This is a genomic window from Lentzea sp. NPDC006480 (assembly GCF_040611995.1).
In the GTDB taxonomy this organism is placed as follows: Bacteria; Actinomycetota; Actinomycetes; order Mycobacteriales; family Pseudonocardiaceae; genus Lentzea.
The window spans coordinates 1-23,659 of record NZ_JBEXPJ010000050.1 but is presented as its reverse complement, the minus strand read 5'-3'; the positions used below and the strand labels follow the sequence as shown (position 1 = coordinate 23,659).

The 23,659-nt window shown below is 67.8% G+C and carries 21 protein-coding genes; 11 read left to right on the top strand and 10 right to left on the bottom strand.

Translation table 11 applies throughout. The annotated features are described in order from the left end of the window. Nucleotides 1–71: 71 nt before the first annotated feature. Entirely contained in the window at nt 72–2,957 is a 2,886-nt protein-coding gene (locus ABZX92_RS21115) for a PQQ-dependent sugar dehydrogenase (protein WP_355561808.1), read from the top strand. A 49-nt stretch (nt 2,958–3,006) separates the two neighbouring features. Here the strand turns inward: ABZX92_RS21115 and ABZX92_RS21110 are convergent, their stop codons facing one another. After that, a complete protein-coding gene (locus tag ABZX92_RS21110) occupies nt 3,007–4,491 on the bottom strand; it encodes a S8 family serine peptidase (protein WP_355561806.1) in 1,485 nt (494 codons plus the stop codon). Nucleotides 4,492–4,663: 172 nt separating this feature from the next. Between ABZX92_RS21110 and ABZX92_RS21105 the strand changes: the two genes are divergently transcribed. The 7 genes from ABZX92_RS21105 to ABZX92_RS21075 all read left to right on the top strand — a co-directional run bounded on the left by ABZX92_RS21105 (nt 4,664) and on the right by ABZX92_RS21075 (nt 12,952). After that, nucleotides 4,664–5,227, top strand: coding sequence for a YbhB/YbcL family Raf kinase inhibitor-like protein (locus ABZX92_RS21105; protein ID WP_355561803.1), 564 nt, complete (start codon nt 4,664–4,666; stop codon nt 5,225–5,227). A 184-nt stretch (nt 5,228–5,411) separates the two neighbouring features. Next, entirely contained in the window at nt 5,412–6,611 is a 1,200-nt protein-coding gene (locus ABZX92_RS21100; RefSeq protein ID WP_355561800.1) for a glutamate-cysteine ligase family protein, read from the top strand. Beyond that, nucleotides 6,608–7,897, top strand: a complete 1,290-nt coding sequence (gene egtB / locus ABZX92_RS21095; protein WP_355561798.1) for an ergothioneine biosynthesis protein EgtB — start codon at nt 6,608–6,610, stop codon at nt 7,895–7,897. Before ABZX92_RS21100 ends, egtB begins: the two co-directional genes overlap by 4 nt. A 4-nt stretch (nt 7,898–7,901) precedes the next feature. Further along, the gene (gene egtC, locus ABZX92_RS21090; protein ID WP_355561795.1) at nt 7,902–8,627 is read left to right on the top strand and encodes an ergothioneine biosynthesis protein EgtC; all 726 of its coding nucleotides are present in this window, start codon (nt 7,902–7,904) and stop codon (nt 8,625–8,627) included. Continuing rightward, nucleotides 8,624–9,595 carry an L-histidine N(alpha)-methyltransferase gene (gene egtD, locus ABZX92_RS21085; protein WP_355561793.1) on the top strand — a complete coding sequence of 324 codons (972 nt, stop codon included), beginning with the start codon at nt 8,624–8,626 and terminating at the stop codon, nt 9,593–9,595. The genes egtC and egtD overlap by 4 nt, the downstream gene beginning before the upstream one ends. Before the next feature lie 62 nt (nt 9,596–9,657). Next, nucleotides 9,658–11,268 (top strand): alpha/beta hydrolase, encoded by a 1,611-nt coding sequence (locus ABZX92_RS21080; protein ID WP_355561790.1) that lies wholly within the window; start codon nt 9,658–9,660, stop codon nt 11,266–11,268. 91 nt (nt 11,269–11,359) lie between these two features. Continuing rightward, nucleotides 11,360–12,952 (top strand): alpha/beta fold hydrolase, encoded by a 1,593-nt coding sequence (locus tag ABZX92_RS21075; protein ID WP_355561787.1) that lies wholly within the window; start codon nt 11,360–11,362, stop codon nt 12,950–12,952. Here ABZX92_RS21075 and ABZX92_RS21070 read toward each other — a convergent pair. Continuing rightward, complete coding sequence (locus ABZX92_RS21070; RefSeq protein WP_355561785.1) at nt 12,909–13,922, bottom strand: hypothetical protein; 1,014 nt, start codon at nt 13,920–13,922, stop codon at nt 12,909–12,911. The genes ABZX92_RS21075 and ABZX92_RS21070 overlap by 44 nt on opposite strands. Further along, nucleotides 13,919–14,635, bottom strand: coding sequence for a sulfite exporter TauE/SafE family protein (locus ABZX92_RS21065; protein WP_355561783.1), 717 nt, complete (start codon nt 14,633–14,635; stop codon nt 13,919–13,921). The genes ABZX92_RS21070 and ABZX92_RS21065 overlap by 4 nt, the downstream gene beginning before the upstream one ends. 163 nt (nt 14,636–14,798) lie before the next feature. Between ABZX92_RS21065 and ABZX92_RS21060 the strand changes: the two genes are divergently transcribed. Beyond that, nucleotides 14,799–16,562, top strand: a complete 1,764-nt coding sequence (locus ABZX92_RS21060) for a LamG-like jellyroll fold domain-containing protein (protein ID WP_355561781.1) — start codon at nt 14,799–14,801, stop codon at nt 16,560–16,562. On the opposite strand, the gene ABZX92_RS21055 is transcribed toward ABZX92_RS21060, so the two are convergent. Together ABZX92_RS21055 and ABZX92_RS21050 are read right to left on the bottom strand one after the other, a co-directional pair. Continuing rightward, the gene (locus tag ABZX92_RS21055; RefSeq protein ID WP_355561778.1) at nt 16,522–17,439 is read right to left on the bottom strand and encodes a sigma-70 family RNA polymerase sigma factor; all 918 of its coding nucleotides are present in this window, start codon (nt 17,437–17,439) and stop codon (nt 16,522–16,524) included. The two genes, ABZX92_RS21060 and ABZX92_RS21055, sit on opposite strands and share 41 nt — an antisense overlap. Next, nucleotides 17,436–18,398 carry a YafY family protein gene (locus tag ABZX92_RS21050; protein ID WP_355561775.1) on the bottom strand — a complete coding sequence of 321 codons (963 nt, stop codon included), beginning with the start codon at nt 18,396–18,398 and terminating at the stop codon, nt 17,436–17,438. The genes ABZX92_RS21055 and ABZX92_RS21050 overlap by 4 nt, the downstream gene beginning before the upstream one ends. A gap of 183 nt (nt 18,399–18,581) precedes the next feature. On the opposite strand from ABZX92_RS21050, the gene ABZX92_RS21045 reads away from it, so the two are divergent. Beyond that, nucleotides 18,582–18,773: a S1 RNA-binding domain-containing protein gene (locus ABZX92_RS21045; protein WP_355561772.1), complete on the top strand. Its 192-nt coding sequence runs from the start codon at nt 18,582–18,584 to the stop codon at nt 18,771–18,773. 43 nt (nt 18,774–18,816) lie between these two features. Here ABZX92_RS21045 and ABZX92_RS21040 read toward each other — a convergent pair whose 3' ends face one another. Genes ABZX92_RS21040 through ABZX92_RS21030 form a run of 3 tightly spaced genes read right to left on the bottom strand, consistent with a single transcriptional unit; the run spans nt 18,817 to nt 21,023 of the window. Beyond that, the gene (locus tag ABZX92_RS21040) at nt 18,817–19,692 is read right to left on the bottom strand and encodes a hypothetical protein (protein WP_355561770.1); all 876 of its coding nucleotides are present in this window, start codon (nt 19,690–19,692) and stop codon (nt 18,817–18,819) included. Next, nucleotides 19,674–20,135 carry a hypothetical protein gene (locus tag ABZX92_RS21035; protein WP_355561767.1) on the bottom strand — a complete coding sequence of 154 codons (462 nt, stop codon included), beginning with the start codon at nt 20,133–20,135 and terminating at the stop codon, nt 19,674–19,676. The genes ABZX92_RS21040 and ABZX92_RS21035 overlap by 19 nt, the downstream gene beginning before the upstream one ends. A 15-nt stretch (nt 20,136–20,150) precedes the next feature. Continuing rightward, nucleotides 20,151–21,023 (bottom strand): alpha/beta hydrolase, encoded by an 873-nt coding sequence (locus ABZX92_RS21030; protein WP_355561764.1) that lies wholly within the window; start codon nt 21,021–21,023, stop codon nt 20,151–20,153. A gap of 50 nt (nt 21,024–21,073) precedes the next feature. Here ABZX92_RS21030 and ABZX92_RS21025 point away from each other — a divergent pair, with 50 nt between their 5' ends. After that, on the top strand, nt 21,074–22,738 hold the full coding sequence (locus ABZX92_RS21025; RefSeq protein ID WP_355561761.1) for a BTAD domain-containing putative transcriptional regulator: 1,665 nt from the start codon (nt 21,074–21,076) through the stop codon (nt 22,736–22,738). Here the strand turns inward: ABZX92_RS21025 and ABZX92_RS21020 are convergent. Both ABZX92_RS21020 and ABZX92_RS21015 read right to left on the bottom strand, forming a co-directional pair. After that, a complete protein-coding gene (locus ABZX92_RS21020; RefSeq protein ID WP_355561759.1) occupies nt 22,735–23,187 on the bottom strand; it encodes a hypothetical protein in 453 nt (150 codons plus the stop codon). The genes ABZX92_RS21025 and ABZX92_RS21020 overlap by 4 nt on opposite strands. Nucleotides 23,188–23,210: 23 nt before the next feature. Next, nucleotides 23,211–23,546 (bottom strand): hypothetical protein, encoded by a 336-nt coding sequence (locus ABZX92_RS21015; protein ID WP_355561756.1) that lies wholly within the window; start codon nt 23,544–23,546, stop codon nt 23,211–23,213. Between the last annotated feature and the right edge of the window lie 113 nt (nt 23,547–23,659).

Genomic DNA, 23,659 nt, shown 5'->3' with positions numbered 1-23,659 from the left:
CACCGAGTAGAGGTCGGGCGTTACGCGCGCTCGGCACGATGGGTGTTGCGTTCGCGACAACCATCGCAGTGATGTCGGTATCTGAGAGCGCCTACGCGGCGCCCGCCAGGTACGAAGCAGAGAGCGCGACGATCTCGCAGGGCGTCGTCGAGTCCAACTGGGCCGGGTTCTCGGGCAGCGGTTTCGTCAACTTCGACAACGTCGCGGGGAGCTCGGTCGAGTTCACCGTCAACGCGGCGAAGAGCGGGCAGGCGAAGCTGGTCTTCCGCTACGCCAACGGAACCGCGGACAACCGTCCGGTCGACGTGAGCGTCAACGGCGGCCTCGCGGTCGACGAGCGCGCGTTCGCGAGCACCGGCACGTGGACCGGGTGGACGTCGGTCGACAACACCGTGGCCCTGAACGCGGGCTCCAACAAGATCAAGCTCACGGCCACCGGTGCCACGGGCGGCCCGAACCTGGACTACGTCGAGGTCGAGGAGATCGACGCCGTTCCCGCTCTGGAGCAGGAAGCGGAGAACGCGACCATCGGCCAGGGTGTCGTCGAGTCCAACCACGCCGGGTACTCCGGCACCGGATTCGTCAACTACGACAACGTGGTGGGCTCGTTCGTCGAGTACACGATCACGGCTGACCAGGCCGGCGAGCACGAGCTGACGTTCCGGTACGCCAACGGGACCACGGTCGACCGCCCGGTCTCGGTGACCGTGGACGGTGGCGCCGCGCAGACCGTGTCGTTCCCCGGCACCGGCGCGTGGACGACGTGGCAGACGCGCACCGCGAAGGTGACGCTGAAGGCCGGCGCGAACAAGATCAAGGCGACCGCGACCACCGCGAACGGCGGCCCGAACGCGGACAAGATCTCCGCGGTCCGGCTCGGCCCGGTGGACAACGAACCGCCGACCCCGCCGAAGAACCTGCAGTTCGTCTCGTCGACGTCCACCACGGTCTCGCTGAAGTGGGAAGCGGCCACGGACAACATCGGGGTCACGGGCTACGAGATCTACCAGCACGGCCAGCACGTCAAGAGCGTCGGCAACGTGCTCGAAGCGACCGCGACCGGCCTGCAGCCGGACACCGAGTACGACTGGACCGTGTTCGCGAAGGACGCGGCCAACAACGTCTCGCAGGCGTCGAACAACGTCCTCGGCAAGACCCAGCCCGCGCCGCCGGACAACGAGGCACCCTCGGTTCCCGGCAACCTGCGCTCGCCGGGCAAGTCGGCGACCTCCGTCGACCTGGCCTGGAACGCGTCCACGGACAACATCGGCGTCACCGGCTACGACATCTACGTCAACGGCGCGTACCGGCAGAGCGCTGACGGCAACGCGACCTCGTCGACCGTCGCGGGCCTGACCACGGGCACCGAGTACGCGTTCAAGATCCTCGCCAAGGACGCGAAGAACAACCAGTCCGGGTTCTCCAACGAGATCAAGGTGACCCCGGCGCCCGGTGGGCCCACGGGTACGCCCGACCCCGGTGCGGTGTCCACGATCGCGTCCGGTGTCGACGTGGCGTGGGGCGTGGTGTTCCTGCCCGACGGCTCCGCGTTGTTCAGCGAGCGCAACACGTTCAACATCTACCGGCTGACCAAGAGCGGCCAGAAGACGCTGGCGGGCAAGATCAGCCAGGCTGTCGGCACGAACGGTGAGGGCGGCCTGCTCGGCCTGGAGGTCTCGCCGTCGTTCGCGACCGACCACTGGCTGTACGTCTACCACACGGCGTCCGAGGGCAACCGCGTCATCCGGATCAAGTACGAGAACGGCGCGCTGGTGCAGAACACGTACCAGATCCTGTTGCAGGGCTTGGCGAAGAACCGCTACCACAACGGTGGCCGCCTGCGTTACGGCCCGGTCGACGGCAAGCTGTACGTGTCCGTCGGCGACGCGCAGAACCCGGACAACAACCCGCAGAACAACAACTCCCTCAACGGCAAGATCCTGCGCATCAACCTCGATGGCTCGATCCCGTCGGACAACCCGTTCGGCAACGCCGTCTGGTCGAAGGGGCACCGCAACCCGCAGGGCCTCGACTTCGACTCGAAGGGTCGCTTGTGGGAGGCCGAGTTCGGTGACTCGTCGCAGGACGAGGTCAACCTGATCGTCAAGGGCGGCAACTACGGCTGGCCGCAGTGCGAGGGCACCCAGGGCAGCTGCTCCGGGACCATCGCGCCGAAGAAGACCTGGTCGACGTCGCAGGCTTCCCCTTCCGGTCTGACGATCATCAACGACCACGTGTTCGTGGCCACCACGGTGGGTCAGCGCGTCTACCGGATGCGGATCGACGGTGACACGCTCGTCGACCAGAAGGTGTACTTCCAGAGCACCTACAACCGCCTGCGCACGGTCGAGGTCGACCACGACGGCGACATCTGGCTGACGACGTCGACGGACAAGGACGGCACGGCGAACAACGACCGCATCCTGCTGATCGACATCCAGTACTCGGGCGGCAACCCGCCCGGTGGCGAGTTCAAGCTGACGTCGTCGGCGTTCGCGGACAACGCGATGATGCCCGCCAAGTACACCTGCGCCGGTGACGGCACGGCAGGTCAGGATCCGTCCCCGCCGCTGGCGTGGGGTGCTTCTTCGGGTGCTGCCGGGTACGCGATCGTGTTCGCGGACAAGGCGAACAGCGGCAACAAACTGCATTGGGCGATCTGGGACATTCCCGGTGCGACCAGTTCGCTGCCGGAGAATCTCGGTGCCGGCTTCAACGTGCCCAACCAGGGCGGGGCGAAGCAGAAGGCGATGGGCAGTGGCGGGAATGCGCTGAAGTACTTCGGGCCGTGCCCGGGTGGTTCCACTCACCCGTACACGTTCACGTTGTACGCGTTGAACACCGCAACTGTTCCGGGAATCACCTCGTCGTCGACGATGGCTCAGATCGAAACGGCCATCAAGAACGCGTCCACCGCGAACACGGTGCTGCGCGCTCAGTCGAACGCCGCGGCGTGATGACTGAATAGAGAAAGGCGGGGCCTCCTGCGGGGCCCCGCCTTTTTGTTTACTTCTTGGGCAGGGTGATGGCCCAGGAATCGAGGATGCCGGTGTCACCTTCACTGCGGTCGCGGACCACGAGGTACCAGTCGCCGTTCTTGGTCTCGGTGGTCAGGTCGACCGTGTAGACGGGCTTGAGCGTGGTGCCGGTGCCGTTGGCCTTGAGCGGGTAGACCTTGCCGGAAGGGCCGACGAGGTCGACCTTGAGGTCGCCCTGGGCGCTGTGCTTGATGGTCACCTCGACCTTGGTGTTCGCGGGCGCCTTGCCCTTGCAACCCGCGAACCGGATCACCGTGCTGATCGGCTCGCCGGCGTCCGGGATCTCGACGTCGTTCTCGTTGGACTTGCGGCCACAGCCGGGGGTGGGAGGCGGCGGGATGATGCCGTGGTTGGTGAACAGCAGCTTGTTGGGGGAGTTGGGGCCAGGGTTGGTGACCTTGTCACTGGCGGCTTGGCTGACGAGTGCGTCGTGCACCTGTTGCGGAGCGGCTGTGGGGTTCTTGGCGAGGTAGAGCGCGGCTGCTCCGGCGACGTGCGGGGACGCCATGCTCGTGCCTGATGCGTTGAGCGTGGCCGTGTCGTCGCTCTTCCAGCTGCTCAGGATGCCCAGGCCGGGCGCGAAGATGTCGAGGCACGTGCCGTAGTTGCTGAAGTAGGCGCGGCTGTCGTCGCGTGCCGTGGCACCGACCGTGATCGCCAACGGCTCTCGCGCGGGCGACTGCGTGCACGCGTCGCCGTTGCTGTTGCCCGCCGCGACCGCGTACGTGACGCCGGACTCGATGGAGCGTTTGAGTGCCGCGTCGAGGACGTCGTCTTTGTCGCCGCCCAGGGACATGTTGGCCACGGCGGGTTTCTGCGCGTTCTTGGTGACCCAGTCGATGCCCGCGACGACCTGCTCGGTCGTGCCGGACCCCTTGCAGTCCAGGACCCTCACGCCGTGCAGCGTGACCTTCTTGGCGACGCCGTAGTCCTTGCCGCCCACCGTGCCCGAGACGTGCGTGCCGTGGCCGTGGCAGTCGTCCGGGTTGGTGTCGTTGTCGATGGCGTCGAAGCCTTCCTTCACGCGGCCCTCGAACTGCTGGTGCGTCGCGCGGATGCCGGTGTCGACGATGTACGCGTGCACGTTGGCCGCGTCCGTCGAGTAGTAGTAGGTCTGGTCGAACGGCAGGCTGCGCTGGTCGATGCGGTCCAGCCCCCAGGCCTGCGGGTTGTTCTGCGCGTCGTTGATGGTGTGCGTCTGGTTGCGCTGGACGAGCTTGACGTTCGGGTTCTTCGCGAGGTCCGCGGCTTTCCGCGCAGTCATCGTCGCCGAGAATCCGTTCAGCGCCGATGAATATGTGTGGCGGACGTGCACGTCGTATTGAGATGTGACGTTCGCGGTGAGGATGTGCTCCCTGAGGACCACGATGAACGTGTCCTCGGCGGCTTGTGCAGGTGTGCTCAGGCCCGATAGCACAACTGCGGCGGCGAGTCCGATCCGGAATTTCCGCATTGTTCTCCCTTGTGAACGCGTCTCAAAAGGCTCTGCTCACGCGGCGGATACGCGAACTCATCGCGGAGAGTAGTACACGAATGCTCACTCGCCGTATTGCATCGGTCACCTATATGTGGTCATATGTCTGTTGTCAGAAACCTCCGCCGCCCGTTCAACTGGAGGTTCTTTCGTGCGTAAATTCTTCGTGGCCGCGCTCTCATTGGCCGCATTGGCTGTTGCCGCTCCCGCAGTCGCCGCTCCGGCCCCGCTGGCGTTGACGAGCACGGCCTACAAGAACAACGGCAACATCCCGGACAAGTACTCGTGCGCCGGCGACCACGGCGCGGGCAACGACATCTCCCCGCCGCTGGCCTGGACCGGCGGCGACGTGAAGGCCGCCTCCTACGCGCTGGTCTTCATCGACACGTCGAACGGGGGCAAGCACTGGGCGGCCTGGGACATCCCGGCCACCGCCGCCGGCCTGCCCGAGGGCCTGAAGAAGGGCTACGACGTCGTGGAGCCCGAGCTGAAGGGCGCTCACCAACGCGCCATGGGCAACGCGTCCGTGAACGAGCAGTTCTTCGGGCCTTGCCCGCGTTCCAAGCACAAGTACGAGTTCACGCTCTACGCGGTGAAGGTGGCGAAGCTGCCGGGCGTGAACAAGAACTCGAAGGTCGCCGACGTGGAGGCCGCGGCCAAGAAGGCGGCGGTGGGTCAGGCGAAGCTGGCCGGCTTCTCCACGGCGAAGCCCTAGTTCGGCGGCCGGGGCGGTCCGGTCTCCGAACCGGATCGCCTCGGTCACATTTCCCGTTGCGCGCACGCGTGCGCACGGGCGACGTCGTTGATCCGTAAGGATTTGCGGGTGTGCGAGGGCGTGCAACTGTCAGACCCCGCGTGTAGCGTCGAGTGCGCCATTCGATCACGGGGAGTGTGGCAGCGTGACTGCGTTGCGTAACGAACCGGCGCCGGTGAGGTTCGCCGACCGCGCCGAGGCCGAGGCTTACGTGGCCTCGGTCTGTTTCAAGCACGGGCCACCGAGGCTGTTCGGCGTCGAGCTCGAATGGACCGTGCATCACGCGGAAGACCCAGGTCAGACGCTGGACAGGAACCGGTTGGCCGCGGCTCTCGGAGAGCACGCGCCGCCCACGCTGGTTCCGGACAGCCCCCAGAGGCCGCTGCCGAGCGGCACCCCGTTGACCGTCGAACCGGGCGGGCAGGTCGAGATCTCCACCCCTCCCTGCGCCAGCCTCCCGGACCTCTTCGACACGGTCGCCCAGGACATCTCCCATCTCACCGCAATGTTGGCGGACCACGGTCTCGTGCTCGGTGACCGAGGCGCTGACCTGCACAGACATCCCACGCGCATGCTGCAGGTGCCCAGGTATGCGGCGATGGAGCACGCGTTCAACGACGTAGGCGCCGACGGCATCGCGATGATGTGCAACACGGCCGGGCTGCAGGTGTGCCTCGACTTCGGCGAGGAGAAGCACCTGCGGGACCGGTGGGCCGCGGTGCACCAGCTCGGGCCGGTGCTGATCGCGATGTTCGCGAACTCGCCGAGCATCGGGGGCATGCATCAGGACTGGGCGTCGGCGCGCATGCGGACGCTCTACGGCACGGATCCCGTGCGCACCAGACCCAGTGCTGTGTGCGCCGATCCGGCCCAGGCCTATGCGAAGAGAGTCGTCGACACGCCGGTGATCGTCGTGCGCGGGCCGAGTCCCAGCTGGATTCCGCCGCGCAGGTTCACGTTTGCCGACTGGATCGAGGGGGCACTCGAACGCAGCCCCACCAGCGACGACCTGGATTACCACATGACGACGATGTTCCCGCCGGTCAGACCGCGCGGGTACATCGAGATCAGATACCTCGACACACCCGCGCCCGGCGGGTGGATCGCGCCGAGTGCGCTGCTCGTCGCGCTGTTCAGCGATCCGTCCGTGGTGGACGGTGTGCTGGCGGCGACGGAACGGGCGGCCGGGCGGTGGCTCGTCGCCGCGCGGCACGGGATGGCGGACGAACGCATCGCTCGTGCGGCCGAAGATGTTGTGGCCCTTGGTATCGAGGCGTTGCCCCGCACCGGACTCTCTCCTGACCAGATCAGCGCCATCAGCTCGGAGCTTGAGGGGAAGCTGTGACTGAAGAACTCCGCGAGCAGGTGGCGGAGGAACTGTTGCGTTCGCGCGCGCGTTCCACCGCCCTGACCGACGCCGTCGACGAGCACGATCTCGTCCGGCAGCACTCCAAGCTGATGTCGCCGCTGGTCTGGGACCTGGCGCACATCGGCAACCAGGAAGAGCTCTGGCTCGTTCGCGACGTCGGCGGTCGCGAACCGGTGCGGAGTGACATCGACGAGTACTACGACGCGTTCAAGTTCTCCCGCAGCGTCCGGCCCGAGTTGCCGCTGCTGAACCCTCGCGAGGCCCGGCAATACGTGGGAGACGTGCGCGGCAAGGTGTTCGACGTGCTGGAGAAGGTGCCGCTGGAGGGCCGCAAGCTCGTCGAGAACGCCTTCGCGTTCGGCATGATCGTGCAGCACGAGCAGCAGCACGACGAGACGATGCTCGCCACGCACCAGCTGCGCACCGGCGAACCCGTCCTGCACGCGCCGCAGCCGCCGCACGGAAACCTCGTACCCGCAACGGAAGCGTTCATCCCGGGCGGACCGTTCGAAATGGGCACGTCGGACGAACCGTGGGCGCTCGACAACGAACGTCCCGCGCACGCCGTCCACGTCGACTCGTTCTTCATCGACACCACACCGGTCACGAACGCCGAGTACGCCCAGTTCGTGCTGGCCGGCGGATACGACGACCGTCGTTTGTGGACGGATGCGGGCTGGGAACACCGGACGACGGCCAAGCTGGTCGCGCCGCGCTTCTGGCAGCGCGAGGGGAACTCGTTCGTGCGCACGGCGTTCGGCGTGACCGAGCCGATCGTGCCGGACGAACCCGTTGTGCACGTGTGCTTCCACGAGGCGCAGGCGTACGCGACGTGGGTGGGCAAGCGGCTCCCGACCGAACCGGAGTGGGAGAAGGCGGCCCGTTTCGACGCGGAGACCGGGCAGACCCGCCGGTACCCCTGGGGTGACGAGGAACCGACCGAGCAGCACGCGAACCTCAACCAGCGCCACCTGCGCCCGGCGCCGGTCGGGGCGTATCCGGCAGGTGCGTCGAGCGCGGGTGTGCACCAGCTGATCGGCGACGTGTGGGAGTGGACGTCGAGCGACTTCGGCCCGTATCCGGGGTTCGAGGTCTTCCCGTACGCCGAGTACTCGCAGGTCTTCTTCGGACCGGACTACAAGGTGCTGCGCGGAGGTTCGTTCGGCACCGACAAGTCCGCGATCAGGGCTACCTTCCGCAACTGGGACTACCCGATCAGACGGCAGATCTTCGCCGGCTTCCGCTGCGCCAGGGACGCCTAGCCCGATGTGCCGCCATCTGGCTTACCTGGGCACCGCCGTGCCCTTGGCGAGCATGCTCTACGACGCACCGCACTCGCTGGAGCACCAGTCGTACGCGCCTGCCGACATGCGGGCCGGCGGAACCGTGAACGTCGACGGCTACGGCGTCGGCTGGTTCCCCGGTCCGGTCCGGTACCGGCGCGCGGGCACGTTGTGGAGCGACCCGAACCTGCGGCAGCTGGCGAGCACCGAATCCACGGCTTTCCTGGCGGCAGTGCGGTCGGCCACCGCCGGCATGCCGGTGTCGGACGCGGCGTGCGCGCCGTTCACCGACGGCACGTGGTTGTTCAGCCACAACGGACGCGTCGACGGCTGGCCCGGGACGGTGGCCGGGCTGGCGAAGACCTTGGACGTCACCGACTTGCTCACGATGGACGCACCGACCGACTCCGCACTGTTGTGGACGGTGCTCAGACGTCGCCTGGAGACCGGGAAGAACCCAGCGCAGGCGCTTGTTGAACTCGTGCAAGAGGTAGCGGACGCGGCACCCAAGTCGCGCCTGAACTTCTTGCTGACCAACGGAAGAACGCTCGCGGGGACAACGTGGACACACGCCCTGTGGGTGCTGCAGAAGGCGCAGGGCGTGACGATCGCGTCCGAGAGGCTTGACGACGACCCTGGCTGGCGGGAGATCCCCGACCGGCACGTGGTCACCGCGGATCCATCCACTGTGGAGGTTCGACCGATATGACCGAGCCGGTGCTGGACGTTCATCTCAAACCGGAGGACGCCGCACACGCGCTTCGTGCCGACGTGCGCGCGGGGCTGACGGCGGACCCGAAGTGGGTGTCGCCGAAGTGGTTCTACGACGCGGTGGGCAGCGCGTTGTTCGAGGACATCACGAGGTTGCCCGAGTACTACCCGACGCGTGCCGAACGCGAGGTGCTCGCCGACCGGGCGAGCGAGATCGCGGCGACGACCGGCGCGCACGCGTTGGTGGAGCTGGGTTCCGGCTCGTCGGAGAAGACGCGGCTGCTGTTGAGCGCACTGCGCGAGCACGGCACGTTGCAGGAGTTCGTGCCACAGGACGTCTCGGTGTCGGCGCTCACCGAGGCCGCGCACGCGATCATGGCGGACTACCCGGGACTGCGCGTGCACGGCGTGGTCGGCGACTTCACGCAGCACCTCTCGTTGCTCCCCGGTGAGTCGCCGCGCGTGGTGGCGTTCCTGGGCGGCACGATCGGGAACCTGATTCCGGAGGAGCGGGAGAAGTTCCTCCGGACGGTTCGCGACGTGCTGGAGCCGGGGGAGTGGCTGCTGCTCGGCACGGACCTGGTGAAGGACCCCGCGACGTTGGTCCGGGCATATGACGACGAGCAGGGCGTTACGGCCGAGTTCAACCGAAATGTGTTGAACGTCTTGAATCGTGAGGTCGGCGGCGACTTCGACGTCGACGCGTTCGAGCACGTGGCGTTGTGGAACGCCGAGCAGGAGTGGATCGAGATGCGCCTGCGCGCCAAGCGGGCCATGCGAGTGACGCTCGCGGATCTCGGGTTGACCGTTGAGTTCCGCGAAGGTGAAGAACTGCGGACCGAGGTGTCGGCCAAGTTCCGCGAGGAAGGCGTGCGCCAGGAGCTCGAAGACGGCGGCTTTTCCTTGCACCGCTGGTGGACCGACTCCGAAGGAAGGTTCGCCGTTTCGCTCGCCCAAGCGGTGTAAGGAGACGAACACCCTCCGATAGGCGGGTACTGGCGGCCCATCGACAGTGATGGGCTGCATCGATGACGTCCACTCCTGCATCAACGCGTGCCGTGCGCGTCGCGCTCGTCAGTGCGCTCGCGCTCGGCACTGTCATTTCCGGCCTGGGGACTGCGTCAGCCCAGCCGCAGAACCAGGCCGCTTCGGTCAGACCCGCCGCGTGGGGGCCTTGCGCGGCCGACGTGCTCGCCGAAATCCCCGCCGCCCAACGGGACAAGGTCAGCTGTGCCGTCCAGGAGGTGCCCGTCGACCACTCGCGTCCGCGCGGGGACTCGACGGGCGTCATCATGATGAAGCGCCCCGCCGGTGACCCGGCCAAGAAGATCGGCTCGTTGTTCATCAACCCCGGCGGCCCCGGTGGCGCCGGCCTGATCTACAGCGCGTACGGCTCCAGCTTCTTCACCCCGGAGATCCTGGAGAAGTTCGACCTGATCGGCTTCGACCCGCGCGGTGTCGGCCGTAGCGCGCCGCTGCGCTGCTTCCGCACCCAGGAAGAGGCTGACGCGGTGAACACCGGCTGGTACGCGCTGCCGATCACCAAGGACGAGATCGCGAGCTCCATCAAGCAGTCCAAGGTCTACACGGACTACTGCAAGATCAACGCCGGTCCGCTGCTCAACCACATGTCGACCGAAGCCGTCGCTCGCGACCTCGACGTGATGCGTGAGGCCGTCGGCGACAGGCAACTCACCTACGTCGGCTTCTCGTACGGCACGCTGCTCGGCGCGACCTACGCCAACATCTTCCCGCACCGCTCGCGCGCGATCGTGATCGACGGCAACGTCGACCCGCACCTGCGACTCACCGACGGCACGCAGTACGACCGCGAACGCGCTCGCGGCTTCGAGATCTCCTTGGACGCGATGCTGCGGAGGTGCGACACGGTCGGGGTGGCGAAGTGCGCGTTCGCCGGTGACGCCCGCAAGAAGTTCGACAACATCCGCGAGTCGCTGCGCAAGGGCCCGACGACGTTGCCCGGCGGCACCCAGGTCACGCTGACCGACGTCGTCAGCCGCACGTCGAGCAGCCTGTACAGCCCGTCGACGTTCAAGGCGCTCACCGCATGGCTGCAGTCGATCCACGTCGCGCAGAACCCGTCGGCCGCCGCTTTGGGCGTGCAGTCCGTTGTGGACGTTCCGGTGCTGAACAACCTCGGTGGTCGCGCGGACGTGCGCGTCCTGCCGGACACTCCGTACACGGCGGACGATTCGTACTACGCGGTCAACTGCACCGACAAGCCGTTCGCGCGCACGAACCGCAACTGGGCGACCACGGCGGCCAAGTGGGAGAAGGAGTCGCCGACGTTCGGCCGCTACCAGGCCGCCTCGGACCTGCTGACCTGCCCGACGTGGCCGACGCGCAACCCGGACCGCTGGATCGGCCCGTGGAACCGGAACACGAAGAACCCGGTCGTCGTGGTGGGCAACTACTACGACCCGGCGACGCAGTACCTGTTCGCGCAGCGCATGGCCAAGGAACTGGGCAACGCGCGGCTGATCAGCGTCGACGCGTTCGGTCACTGCATTCTCGGTGACTCCGCCGGTGCCGACGCGGCGGTGACCCGCTACCTCGTCGACCTCACCACGCCGGTGAACGGTTCGGTGTTCCAGCCGAACGTCCAGCCGTTCGCCTGATCCGGCACAACCCTCCGTTCGACGGGTACAAACGCTGCACCGTCAGTGATGGGCTGCACGCGTGACGTCATCCTCTGCAATCACGCGTGCAGTGCTCACGAGCGCGCTCGTGCTCGGCACTGTCGTTTCCGGTCTGGGCACCGCGAGTGCCCAGACCGAAGCATCTGCCGTCAGACCCGCTGCCTGGGGGCAGTGCGCGGCTGACGTGCTCGCCGGTCTGCCCGCCTCGGTCACGCCCGAGGAGCGGGCCCGGCTCACCTGCGCCACCCAGGAGGTGCCCGTCGACCACTCGCGCCCGCGCGGTGAGAAGACCGGTATCGCCATGATGAAGCGCCCGGCCAACGACCCGGCGCACAAGATCGGCACGATCTTCCTGAACCCCGGTGGCCCCGGCGGTTCCGGGCTCATCCGCGGCGCCGTGGCGAAGAACTACTTCCAGCCGCCGGTGCTCGACCGGTTCGACGTCGTCGGCTTCGACCCGCGCGGGGTCGCTCGCAGCAACCCGTTGCGCTGCTTCCGCACCCAGGAAGAGGCCAACGCGGTGAACGAGGGCTGGTACTCCCTGCCCATCACCAAGGCTGAGATTTCGAGCTCGCTCAAGCAGTCGAAGGCCTACACCGACTACTGCAAGATCAACGCCGGTCCGCTGCTCAACCACATGTCGACCGAGGCCGTCGTGCGCGACCTCGACATCATGCGCGAGTCCGTGGGCGACAAGCAGCTGAACTTCGTCGGCTTCTCGTACGGCACGCTGATCGGCTCGACGTACGCGAACATCTTCCCGCAGAAGTCGCGCGCGATCGTGATCGACGGCAACGTCGACCCGCAGCTGCGCCTGACCAACGGCACCGAGTACGACCGTGAGCGCGCGCAGGGCTTCGAGATCTCGCTCGACGCGATGCTCAAGCGCTGTGACTCCGTCGGCGTGGCCAAGTGCGCGTTCGCCGGCAACGCCCGCCAGAAGTTCGAGAACATCAAGGCGGCGCTGCGCAAGAACGGCCCCGTCACGGTGCCGGGCGAAGCCGCCCCGGTCGGCCTGGACACCGTCATCGGCCGCGTGGCCGGCGACCTGTACACGGTCGCGCGGATCAACACGCTGGTGCCGTGGCTGCAGAAGGTCCACGTGGCCCTCAACCCGGCGGAGGCGTCCGCCGCGGCGTTCAGCGCCCAGTCCGTTGTGGACGTTCCGCAGCCCGCGACCGGCAACGGTCGCTGGGACGTGGATCCGCTGCCGGACACCCCGTACACCGCCGACGACTCGTACTACGCGGTGAACTGCAGCGACAAGCCGTTCCCCCACACCAACCGCTTCTGGGAGCAGACGGCCGCCAAGTGGGAGAAGGAGTCGCCCACGTTCGGCCGCTACCAGGCCGCGTCCGACCTGATGACGTGCCCGACCTGGCCGACGCGCAACCCGGACCGCTGGATCGGCCCGTGGAACCGCAAGACGCCCAACCCGGTCGTCGTCGTGGGCAACTACTACGACCCGGCGACGCAGCACCTGTTCGCGCAGCGCATGGCCAAGGAGCTCGGCAACGCGCGGCTGATCAGCGTCGACTCGTTCGGCCACTGCATCCTGGGCCGCGCGGCCGGGGCTGACGCGGCGGTGGCGAAGTACCTGCTGACGCTGGAGGCGCCGGTCAGCGGTTCGGTTTTCCAGCCGAACGTTCAGCCGTTCGCCTGATCGAACCGACGCGGTGGCGGTGCTGGTACAGCGCCGCCACCGCGGCACCGATGAGGAGCACGCCGGCCAGGATCTGCCACGCTGAGAACTCCAGAGGCGGCTTCACCGGCGCGTTCCTGGCGTCGATCCACATCATCTGCCCGGTGCCGGTGGGACTGTGCAGGGCCGCGATCACGACGTCGAAGACCACGAGGCCGATCGCACCGAGCAGGAGCTTGAACCACAGCGGTTGCTTGATCGCCGACGCGACCAGCAGCACCGCCGCGCTGAGCAACGGCGACACCGCGGCCGCGGCCAGCGATGCCAGCGCCACGACGCCGTTGACGCCGTCCTTCCGGGCCAGCGCCCAGATTCCCAGTGCGAGTGTGGCCACGATCGCGAAGATCGTCGCCACGACCGACCACGGCTGGTGCTGATCCATCAACACGAACATCAGAATCCCGATGCCTGCCAGGTAGCGGACGTCCTTGCGCGGCCCGATCGCGGCCGCGGCGGCCGCGAACAGCACGATCGGGGCGTAGTAGGGGGTCGTCGCGACCGCGACGCCGTACAGCGCGCCCGCGACGGCCGTCCGCCAGCTGCGGCGCCGGATCGCCCAGCCCAGCACGCCGAGGACGATCAGCCATGCCGGAATCACCGGCAGTTCGAAGAGATACTTGGCGTCGAAGGGGGCGTAGGGCTCTTCCACCGAGTACCAGCCGCGCTGGATGTCGATGCTGCAGAGGGCGCCGCCGTTGAGGCAGAAGTCGTTCTCGTGCTCGAAGTTGACCATCAGAACCACGGAGCGCAGCGAGAGCGCGGTGATGCCGGCGATCACCAGTGCGACCCAGGCGGGCTTTGGCGCCACGACGATCAACAGGACTGCGATCGCCAGCCCGGCGAGCTGGAGCGGTGGCAGCCAGTGCTGCTGGTCGTTGATCAGAGCGAGTGCGGTGAGCACCGCCCCGACGATGATCGTCCCCCAGTTCACAGCAATGCGCTCCTCACGATCAGCACGACGGAACTCGCTCCCGCCACGATCAACATGGGTGTCCGGATGCCTCCCGCGTCGAACCGCTTCCGCAACGGTCCGGACAACAGGAAACCCGCGATCAGGAAGGGAATCAGCGTGAGCCCGGTCCACAGCTGGTGCGCGGTGACCTGCCCGGCCGCGAGCAGCCCGATCACCGACGCGCCGGAGCCGAGCACGAAGAACGCCGCCAGCGTCGCCCTGACCTGCGGGCCTGCCTGGTTCTGGTAGAGCAGCGCGACCATCGGGCCGCCGACCGCGGTGGCCGTGCCGAACGAGCCGCTCGCGAACCCGGCCGTGATCAGCGACTTCGGTTCCGGCTGCGGCCGCCAGGTGGTGACTGACAGCAGCACGCACGCGAGCACCGAGCCGCCGACCACGAGTCCGAAGCCCTTCGGGTCCAGCGCGTCGACGATCAGGATGCCCACGACCGTGCCCGGCAACCGTCCCAGCATCGCCCACCCGACACCACGCCAGTCGACGTGGCTGAACTCTCTCGCGAGCGACATCGACGCGTGCGCGGTCGCGACCATGAGCACCGGGACCGGCAGCAGCGACGGGTCGAGCAGCGCGATCAACGGCACCGCGACCAACGCCAGCCCGAACCCGATCAACCCCTGCAACAGCCCACCGAGCGCCACAACCAGCCCAGCAGCCGCAATCCCCCACGACATGATTAGCCATGCTATCGAGTACGCGGGGACCTTTCGTACTCTTCTGGCGCACGCGGGGTCCCCGCGTGTGGTCAGAGCAAACGAAAGCTCCCCGCGTGCGGTTCGAGCGAGGGTTCGTTTGGCGTTCGCCTGGTGTTGGGGGAGCGCATTTACGATCCGCGCCATGACTGCGTCCCGTCGTTCGTTCCTGCTCGGCACCGGTGCGACTGCCGCTGCTGCCGCCCTGGTCACGCCCGGTTCTGCCCAGGCTGACATCGTTGTCAGGGGGAGGCCGGACCCGGAGGCGCGCAGGTTCACGCTCGCCGTGATCCCGGACACGCAGTACATGTTCGACCTGGACCGCGGCGACTCGGCGCCGTTGAAGGCGACGCTGCAGTACCTGATCGACCACCAGCGGTCCGAGAACATCGTCTTCATCAGCCACCTCGGCGACCTCGTCGAGAACGGGCAGAAGAGCGAGATCGACGACATCAGCGAGCGCTTCGAGGTGCTCGACCGGCGCCGGGTCGGGTACAGCGTGCTCGCGGGCAACCACGACCTGCCGGACTCGCGCACCGACGACCAGCGCGGCCGCACGCCGTACCTGGACAGGTTCGGTCCTTCACGGTTCCGGAACTCGCCGACGTTCCGCGGTGCGAGCACTGATGGCTACAACTCGTTCCACGTTTTCAAAGCCGCCGGCAAGGAGTGGCTGGTCCTGGCGCTGGACTGGCGCATGTCCGCCAAGGGTTTCGAGTGGGCTCGGTCTGTTCTGAAGCAGCACGCGAAGCTGCCGGTCATCCTCACCACGCACGAGCTCGTCTACGACGGCGGTGAGGGCAACGCGACGATGTCCGACTACGGCCGCAAGCTCTGGGACGAGCTGATCAAGGACAACGACCAGATCTTCCTGACGCTGAACGGGCACTTCTGGCCGCCGGCGCGGGCGACGATGCGCAACACCGCGGGCAACGACGTGCACGTGCACATCACGAACTACCAGGACCGCTACTACGGCGGCGGCGCGATGATCCGGCTCTACCACTTCGACCTCGACCGCAAGACGATCGACGTGCGGACGCTGTCGCCGTGGCTGCTCGGCAAACGGTCGCTCAACCCGTTGGAGCGCAAGGAGATCGAGCTGACCGGGCCGGTCGACCGGTTCAGCGTGCCGATCGACTTCGAGCAGCGGTTCGCGCGGTTCGACCCGCCGGTGCTGCCTCCCGCTCAGCCCGCTCGCGACGTCCTGGTTGCCGGCACCGTCGCCTACTGGCGGCTCGGCGAAGGTCTGAAGGACCTGTCGGGCAACGGGAACGACCTGAAGCAGACCGGTACGCTGACAGCGGCCGATGATCACCACCGGTTCGCGCCGTCACATCGCTCGTTGTTCTTCGGCAAGAACGGCTATCTGAGCACTGTGGACGGTGCGCCGCTGAACAAGCAGACGTTCGAGCGCGGCTACACGATCGAGCTGTTCCTCAAGCTGCCCAAGGATTTCGACCACCCGTGGTGCGGCCTGTTCACGAAGCTCGCGCCCGGTTCGGCCGCGGGCAAGACCGGAGACGACCCGAGCGAGCCGATCGCCACGCTGAACCTCGCGGGCGGTGGCTCGCTGCAGTGGGCGGTGTTCCCGCGCAACCTGCCGGGGCTGTCGACGAACTGGGGTCACGAGATGACCTACGAGACGTGGTGGCACGTCGCGGTGGTCAACAACGGCGTGCACACCACGTTGTACGTCGACGGCTCGCCCTTGCTGCGCAACCCGTCCACGCCGGCGCGCGGCATCTCGACTGCCGGTGACCCGTGGCTCGTCGGTGCCTACGCGTACAACAAGATCGTGGAGAAGTCGTTGTACGGCTGGATCGGCGACATGCGCGTGGTGAACCGGCCACTCGACAGGTCCGAGTTCATGCCGTCGTTGGCAGCCCGAACTTCGGGAACAGACTGAGGTCGAAGAACGACGAGACGTGCGTGATCCGGTCGTTCCGCACCTCCAGCACCTGGAGGTTGAACGGCCGGAACACACCGTCCTCTTCTCGTAGGTAGAGGCCGTACGCGGGCTGTTCGTTGGCCTGCACCGGGATCATGCGCGCGCCGTGCGGCACGGCCGGGCACTGGTTCGTGAGGTGCCACGCGATCATCTCGGGGCCGCTGTACCACTGCGGGTACGGCGGCATCTCCCAGACGACGTCCTCGGCGAACATGCCGATGATCGCGGGGATGTCCTTGGCCTCGAACGCTTTCACCCACTTGTCGAGCAGCGGCTTGGCATCGGCGGGTTCGGTGACCTCGTCCTCGCTGAGGTCCTTCAGCTGTGCGTGAGCCCGTTGCAGAGCGCTGTTGACGGCCGCGACGGTCATGTCCAGCTGGTCCGCGGTCTCGGCGGCGGTGAGCTTGAGGACGTCGCGCAGGATCAGCACCGCGCGTTGCCGCGGCGGCAGGTGCTGCAGCGCCGCGACGAACGCCAGCCGGGTGGACTCGCGTTCGGTGACGATCGCGGCCGGGTCGGTCGGGAACGGCTCCAGCCACGGGATCTCGTGGTCCTGGGTGAGCGGGTCGCTCTCGGTCGAGCTCGCACCGAGCCCGAACGGCAGCGGCCGGCGCGTGCGGGTGTCGAGCGCGGTGAGGCAGACGTTCGTCGCGATCCGGTACAGCCAGGTGCGCACCGACGACCGGCCCTCGAACTGGTCGTACGCCTTCCACGCGCGCAGGTACGTCTCCTGCACCAGGTCCTCGGCGTCGTGCAGCGAGCCGAGCATCCGGTAGCAGTGCGCGAGCAGCTCCCGCCGGAACGGGTCGGCCGCCTGGGCGAAGTCCACTGTCACCCTTGCACTCTAATCGCGTTCTGCAAGCGCCCGATGATGGCTTGGACGTGGTCGCGCAGCTCCGGCGGTTCGTGCACGTCGAACTCCAGGCCCAGGAACATCAGGTGGAACACGATCCGGTCGAGCGAGTCGGCTCCGGTGCGCATCAGGCACGAGTTGTCGTCGATCGGTTCCAGCGCCGCCGACATCGGCGACGAGCGTTCCGCGACTGCCTGCATGGGTGCGTGGACCGTGAGCACGGCCTGGTAGGTGTAGACGTTCGTGGAGACCTGGCGGGACACGAACTCGCCCAGGGACTCCGCCGGCGGCTCACGAGGCGTGCACCGGGCGGCGAGCGTCGGCGGGTCGGGGATGCGGTCGACCCGGAAGGTGCGCCAGTCCTGTTTGGACACGTCCCACGCGACGAGGTACCAGCGCTTGCCGGTGTGCACGAGGCCTTGGGGTTCGACGAGCCGCTTGCCGGGCCCGCCTTGCGTTGGGGTGTAGGTGAACCGGAGCTGCTGGTGGTCGCGGCAGGCGGCGGCGATGATCGTGAGCGTCTCGGGGTGGACGGTCGGCCCCGCGCTGGTGAGAGGCGTGGTGTGGGCTTGGAGTGCCTGGACGCGGCGTCTCAGGCGGCTCGGCAGGACCTGTTCGAGCTTCGTGAGCGCGCGGACCGACGTCTCCTCGATGCCCGCGATCGTGCCGTTCGCGGCAGTTCTCAGCCCGACCGCCACGGCGACCGCTTCGTCGTCGTCCAGCAGCAACGGCGGCAGCTCGGCGCCGGCGCCGAGCTGGTAGCCGCCCGCCGCGCCGGGCAGGGAGGTGACGGGGTAGCCGAGGCTGCGGAGCTTGTCGACGTCGCGGCGGATCGTGCGGACGTCGACGCTGAGCCGGTCGGCGAGCTCCGGGCCCGTCCAGTCGCGCCGCACCTGCAACAGGGACAGGAGCTTCAGCAGCCGTGCGGACGTCTCCAGCATGTGAGGAAGTCTAGATTCCATTGCGGACAACGGCCTGTGGTGGCTAATGTTTGCGGCATGACTGCCGGGTCGGCCTTGTGCCGTGAGCGGAACGGTTGCCCGGCCCTGACTTGATCAGGGCCCCTCCAGCTCCGCGCGTGATCTCGTTCTGGGACAACGCGCTTGGAGAGGAGGTGATGCGCAATGCTTCCCAACGTTGGTGATGTCTTTTCCGGCAAGGTCGTCTCGACCGTGCCGTTCGGCTCGTTCATCGAGCACCCCGCCGGTGCCCACGGGCTGCTGCACGGTCAGCAGGCCGAGGTCGGCTCCTCGGTGCAGGTGAAGGTCCTCATGGTGGACACCGAAAAGCAGCGGTTCAGCCTTGAGCTGGCTTAACACATGAGTTTCACCGGACAGAGGCGCCCTGTCCGGTGATCGCTCACGCCTTGCGGTAGTCCGCGCACTCCACGATCAGGCGGTCGTGGAGGGTTCTGCGGTGCCCTTGTTCCTGGGGTGCCGAGCCCAGCGCGCTCGCCGGGCTGGTGACGTCGTGCAGCAGCCGGTACAACACGACATCCGTTGCGGTGTAAAGCCAATCGTCCGCCTTGCCGGGCGGTGCGGCCGGTCCGAGCATGTTCTCGAACCACGCCGGGAAGAGCAGGTCCTGAGCGACCGCGTCCTCGATGCGGGTGCGGATCAGCTCGCGTGCCTCCGCGACGGCCTCGTTTCCCGCTGACTTGGCAGCGGTGTCCTTGGCGTGCCCGTTCTCGTCAGGTGCGTCCGGGCGTTGCTTGCGGGTGATCGTGTGCCACTGCTTGTACTTCTTGCGCCACAACGATTCCGCGTTGGGTGGCAACGTCGTGAGCGCTTCGGCCGCGTCGATGGCCGCCAGCGCGGCCTTGTCGTAGTCGGCTATGGCCTTGCGGGTGTCCTTGGCTTCCTGCGGCGTGAACGTCTTGCGCGCGTAGGCTTCCTGGCCCGCGAGGATCCTGGCGATGAGCGACTTCTCGATCTCCGGCCAGGTGTCGAAGTCGGCCTTCTGCGTCTCGCCCGCGCGGACCTTCCTGTTGAGCGCCACCAGAAGCCGTTCGAGCCGGTGCACGCTGTCCGCGAGCTCGGTGACCCGCTCGTTGGTCTTGGCGAGCTTGCGGGTGGTGTCGCGGAGCTGGTTCGTGGTGCTCAGCTGCTGCTGGGCGGCTTCGGTCTGGGCGTTGTCGAGGCTGTTGCCGAGCGACTTGAGGTCCTTCTTCAGCCGCTCGATCTTGCCGTCGAGCGCCTTGACCGGGTCGATGTCCATCATCGCAGCGTCCTCCACGCCCACCACGCGACGCCCGCCAGCACGGCCAGCGCCGCCCAGCCGTGTGCCAATGGTGTCAGCAACACGGCGATGAGCGCCGCCACGATCGCCGCGGTCCTCGCGCGCGGTTCCCAGATCATCCGGCCGACCGGGTCCACGAGGACGGCCGCGGCGACGGCCAGGGCGAGCACGACGGACAGCAGCGACCAGCCGTCGAACCAGCCGATGACGGCGATCAGGGCGGCGATGGCCGTGCCCGCCGCGATCGCCCGGTTCGGCACCGTGAGGCGGGCGGCCTCGACGTCACGGCGGGCGTGCATGACCGCCTCGACCTCTTTGTCGGTCTCGGCCAGGAGCTCGGGGAAGTCAGGGCTGCCGGGGCCTGCGGCCTGAAGTGCGCGTAATGCTGTTCGCAACGCGTGCTGGCGGTCGGCCAAGCGGGCGAACGGTTCGGCTGCCATGCCCCGAAATCGTGATCAACACACCCCCTCCGCGGCCAGACCAGTGAGCGGAGTTGGTCCGGTTGCCGACGAACTTCCCTCAACCGGAGCAACGAGGTCCCTGATGAACTTCGTGACTTCGTCCGGTGCTTCCTCTGCGACGAAGTGGCCGGCCTGCGTCGTGGTGAAGCGGAGGTCGGTGGCCCACTTGCGCCAGAGCTCGGTCGGGTCGAAGCCCAGCTGGGTGCCCCAGTCCTGCTGCATGACGGCCACCGGCATGGTGAGTTTGTTGCCTTTGTCGAGGTCTTCGCGGTCGTGCTCGACGTCGATGGTCGCCAGGGCGCGGAAGTCCTCGATGATCGACGGGATCGAGTCGCGGGCGGCCTTGAGGTACTCGGTCCTGATGTCTGCGGGGAACGGGCTCTTCGACCAGACGTCGAGGAAGTGGCCGAAGAACGCGTCTGAGCTGGTGGTGATGAGCTGCTCAGGCAGGTCGCTCGGCTGGGCCATGAGGTAGAGGTGGAAGGCCACGGCTGCCTCGCGGCCGTGCAGGACGTTCCAGGTGTCGATCGCCGGGACGCTGTCGAGGAGGCCCAGGTGGCTGATCCTGGACGGGTGGTCGAGGGCTGCGCGGAACGCCACGTGGACGCCTCGGTCGTGGCCGATCAGGGCGAACGAGCCGAGTCCGAGCTCGTCGGCCAGATCGATGACGTCCTGGGCCATGGTGCGCTTGTCGTAACCGGTGCGCGGCTTGCCGCTGGCGCCGTAGCCGCGCAGGTCGGGGCAGATGACGGTGTGGTGTTCGGCGAGCTTCGGGGCGACGTGGCGCCACATCAGGTGGGTCTGCGGGAAGCCGTGCAGCAGGATGATCGGCGAGCCTTCACCGGTGATCTGCGTGTTCAGGTGCATGCGACCCAGCATCGGGCGGGCTGATCAGCAGGCGATTAGCATCCACGTCCGTGCAGATCAGGGTGCTTGGGCCGGTCACGGTCGTCGGCACCGATGGTCGTCTTGTAGCTGTGGGCAGCAAACGGCGCCGTGAGTTGCTCGGTCGTCTCGTGGCGGCTGGTGGGCGCGTTGTGTCGCTCGACGTGCTGATCTCCGACCTCTGGGACGACCCGCCGGTGGGTGCGGTCGGGGCGGTCCGGACTTTCGTGTCCGAGCTGCGGGCGGCCTTGGGGTCTGCGGCGATCGAAACGGTTGGTCGTGGGTACGCGCTGCGGGTTTCCGACGTCGATGTGTGGCGGTTCGAAGCTGATCCCGCGTCGGTCGCGTGGGGAGAGCCTTACGCCGATCTGGGGTCGTCGCCGTGGGTGGTGCAGGAGCGCGCTCGGCTGTTGGAGCTGCGTGCGCGCGCCTTGCTCGATGCGGGCCGTGGGGCGGCTTTGGTCGGGGAGTTGGCCGCGTTCGCTGCTGCGCACCCGTGGCGGGAGAAGGCTCAGGTGCTGCTGGCGCACGCGTTGTTCCAGGACGGGCGGCAGGTCGAAGCGCTTCGAGTGCTGCGTTCGTCGCGCGACCGGCTCGTTCGTCTCGGGTTGGATGCTTCGCCTGATCTTGACCGCGCCGAGGCGGACATCCTGCGTCATGCCGTGGCTCGGGGAGGCTCCTACGCGCAGTTGAGGTCCGCGAGTGTGGTTGCCGGCGAGGCGGCGTTGACGGGTGGCTTGGCGCTGGCGCAGTCCCAGCGGTTCGCGGCGGTTCTTGAAGCTGATCGGCTGGGCAATCCGTTGCTCACGGCTCGGGTGCTGACCGCATACGACGTGCCGGCGAACTGGACCGTGAGCGACGACCCGGTCCAGGCTGCGGAGTTGGTCTCGGTGGGGCGGCGCGTGTTGCCGCGCCTTGAGGGTGCGTTGCGCGCGCGGGTGCTGGCCACTCTCGCGGTGGAGCATCGGGGCACGCGTGATGCCTGGGCTCTGGAGGCGGCTCAGGAAGCTGAGGAGCTGGCGCGTTCGCTGGGTGATCCGGCTTTGCTCGTGATGGCTTTGAACGCGCGGTTCATGCAGTCGTTCCAGCGGCCCGGGCAGTCCGCGGAGCGCGGTGTGATCGGTTCCGAGTTGATCGAGGTGTCTGCTCGGCACGACCTGCCGGCGTACGAGATCCTCGGCCATCTCGTGGCGCTGCAGGCGTGTTCGGCGGTGGGGGACTTCGCGGCGGCCGAGCGGCACGTCCTCGTGGCAGAACAGCTGGCCGAGACTCACGAGGCGCCGCTGGTACGCGTATTCACGAACGGGTTCCGGCTGATGCGCGCACCGGATGAAGCCGGATACCGCGCGCTGGACCTGTCATCCATGCCAGGGGTGGAGGCCGGGTTCCTGCCGCTGGCGCTGCTGTCGATGGGACTACCGGTCGACGGCTCGCTCGACTGGGGGCCGTATCGGCCGTGGGGACTGCCGTTGATGCACCTTGAGGGTCGCGACGTCGCCGCAGCCCGTCGTGCTGCTGCGTCGCTGCCCACGCCGCGTGCGGACCACTACTACGAGGTGCTGTGGTGGATCACCGCACGCATCGCCGCGTTGCTCGACGACGACGTGCTCGCCGAGGCGGCACGGGAGGCGCTCGAACCGGCCCGCGGCGAGATCGTCGGCGGTACCACGGCGATGCTCGCGTTCGGCCCTGCTTAGGACTTGCGGCGCGCCTCCGCCGGCCACACGACCTCGATCGGCACCCCGGACGCCCGCGCCTGCTCCACCACGTCCGCGGTCCCGCCCCTGCCCTGCTGCGCCACCCCGTCCCACACCGCCACCAACAGCTCGACCGACGCGAGGATGCGTTCGTTCGCGGCGACGTAGGCGAGCCGGTTGGACGTCATGTGCGGCAGCACGCTGACCACCGTGGCGGCCGCGCGCAGCTCGTCGTACTCGGCGACCTGGTGGGGCTTGAGCTTGTCCCGGTAGTCGAGCGCCGGCAGCACCACCTCGACCTGTCCGCCGAGGTCCAGCACCGCCCGCGCGAACACCTGGTCGGCGCCCGGCGCGAGGCACGTCACGCCGACCACGGGTTGCCCGAGCCGTTCGAGCACCTCGGTGATCGCGGCCTGCACTGCCGGGACGCACTCAGGCACCAGGTTCATGTGTCCGGTGATCCCGACCCGCATCAGGCCGTCCGGATCGCTCTGATCGCGTCGCGGGTCTCCTGAACGGCGCGGATGTGGCGGTGTGTGGCCGCCTCCTTGGCGAAGTCCTCCAGCTTGCGCAGCACGCGCCCCGAGGAGAGCTTCGCCGCCGTCGGCAGGACCTCGTTGATCAACCCGCACGCCGCCTCCGGGTCTCCCGCGACCATCTTGGTGCGCGCCAGTCCGATCACGTCGAACGCGCGGTTGCGCACCTTCGACGGGTCTCGCAGCTCCAGTGCGCGCCGGATGTGCTGTTCGGCGAACACGGCCTGCGCCGGGTCGTGCATGGCCAGGTCGCGGCACCGCGCCCCGATCACGCCCTCCAGCTCGGCCTCGTCGAAGCTGTGCAGGTAGCGCGGGGGACGGCCAGCTCCTCGCGGACGTCGAGGATGTACCGGGCCATGTCCTCGGTCTCCTCGACGTTCATGCC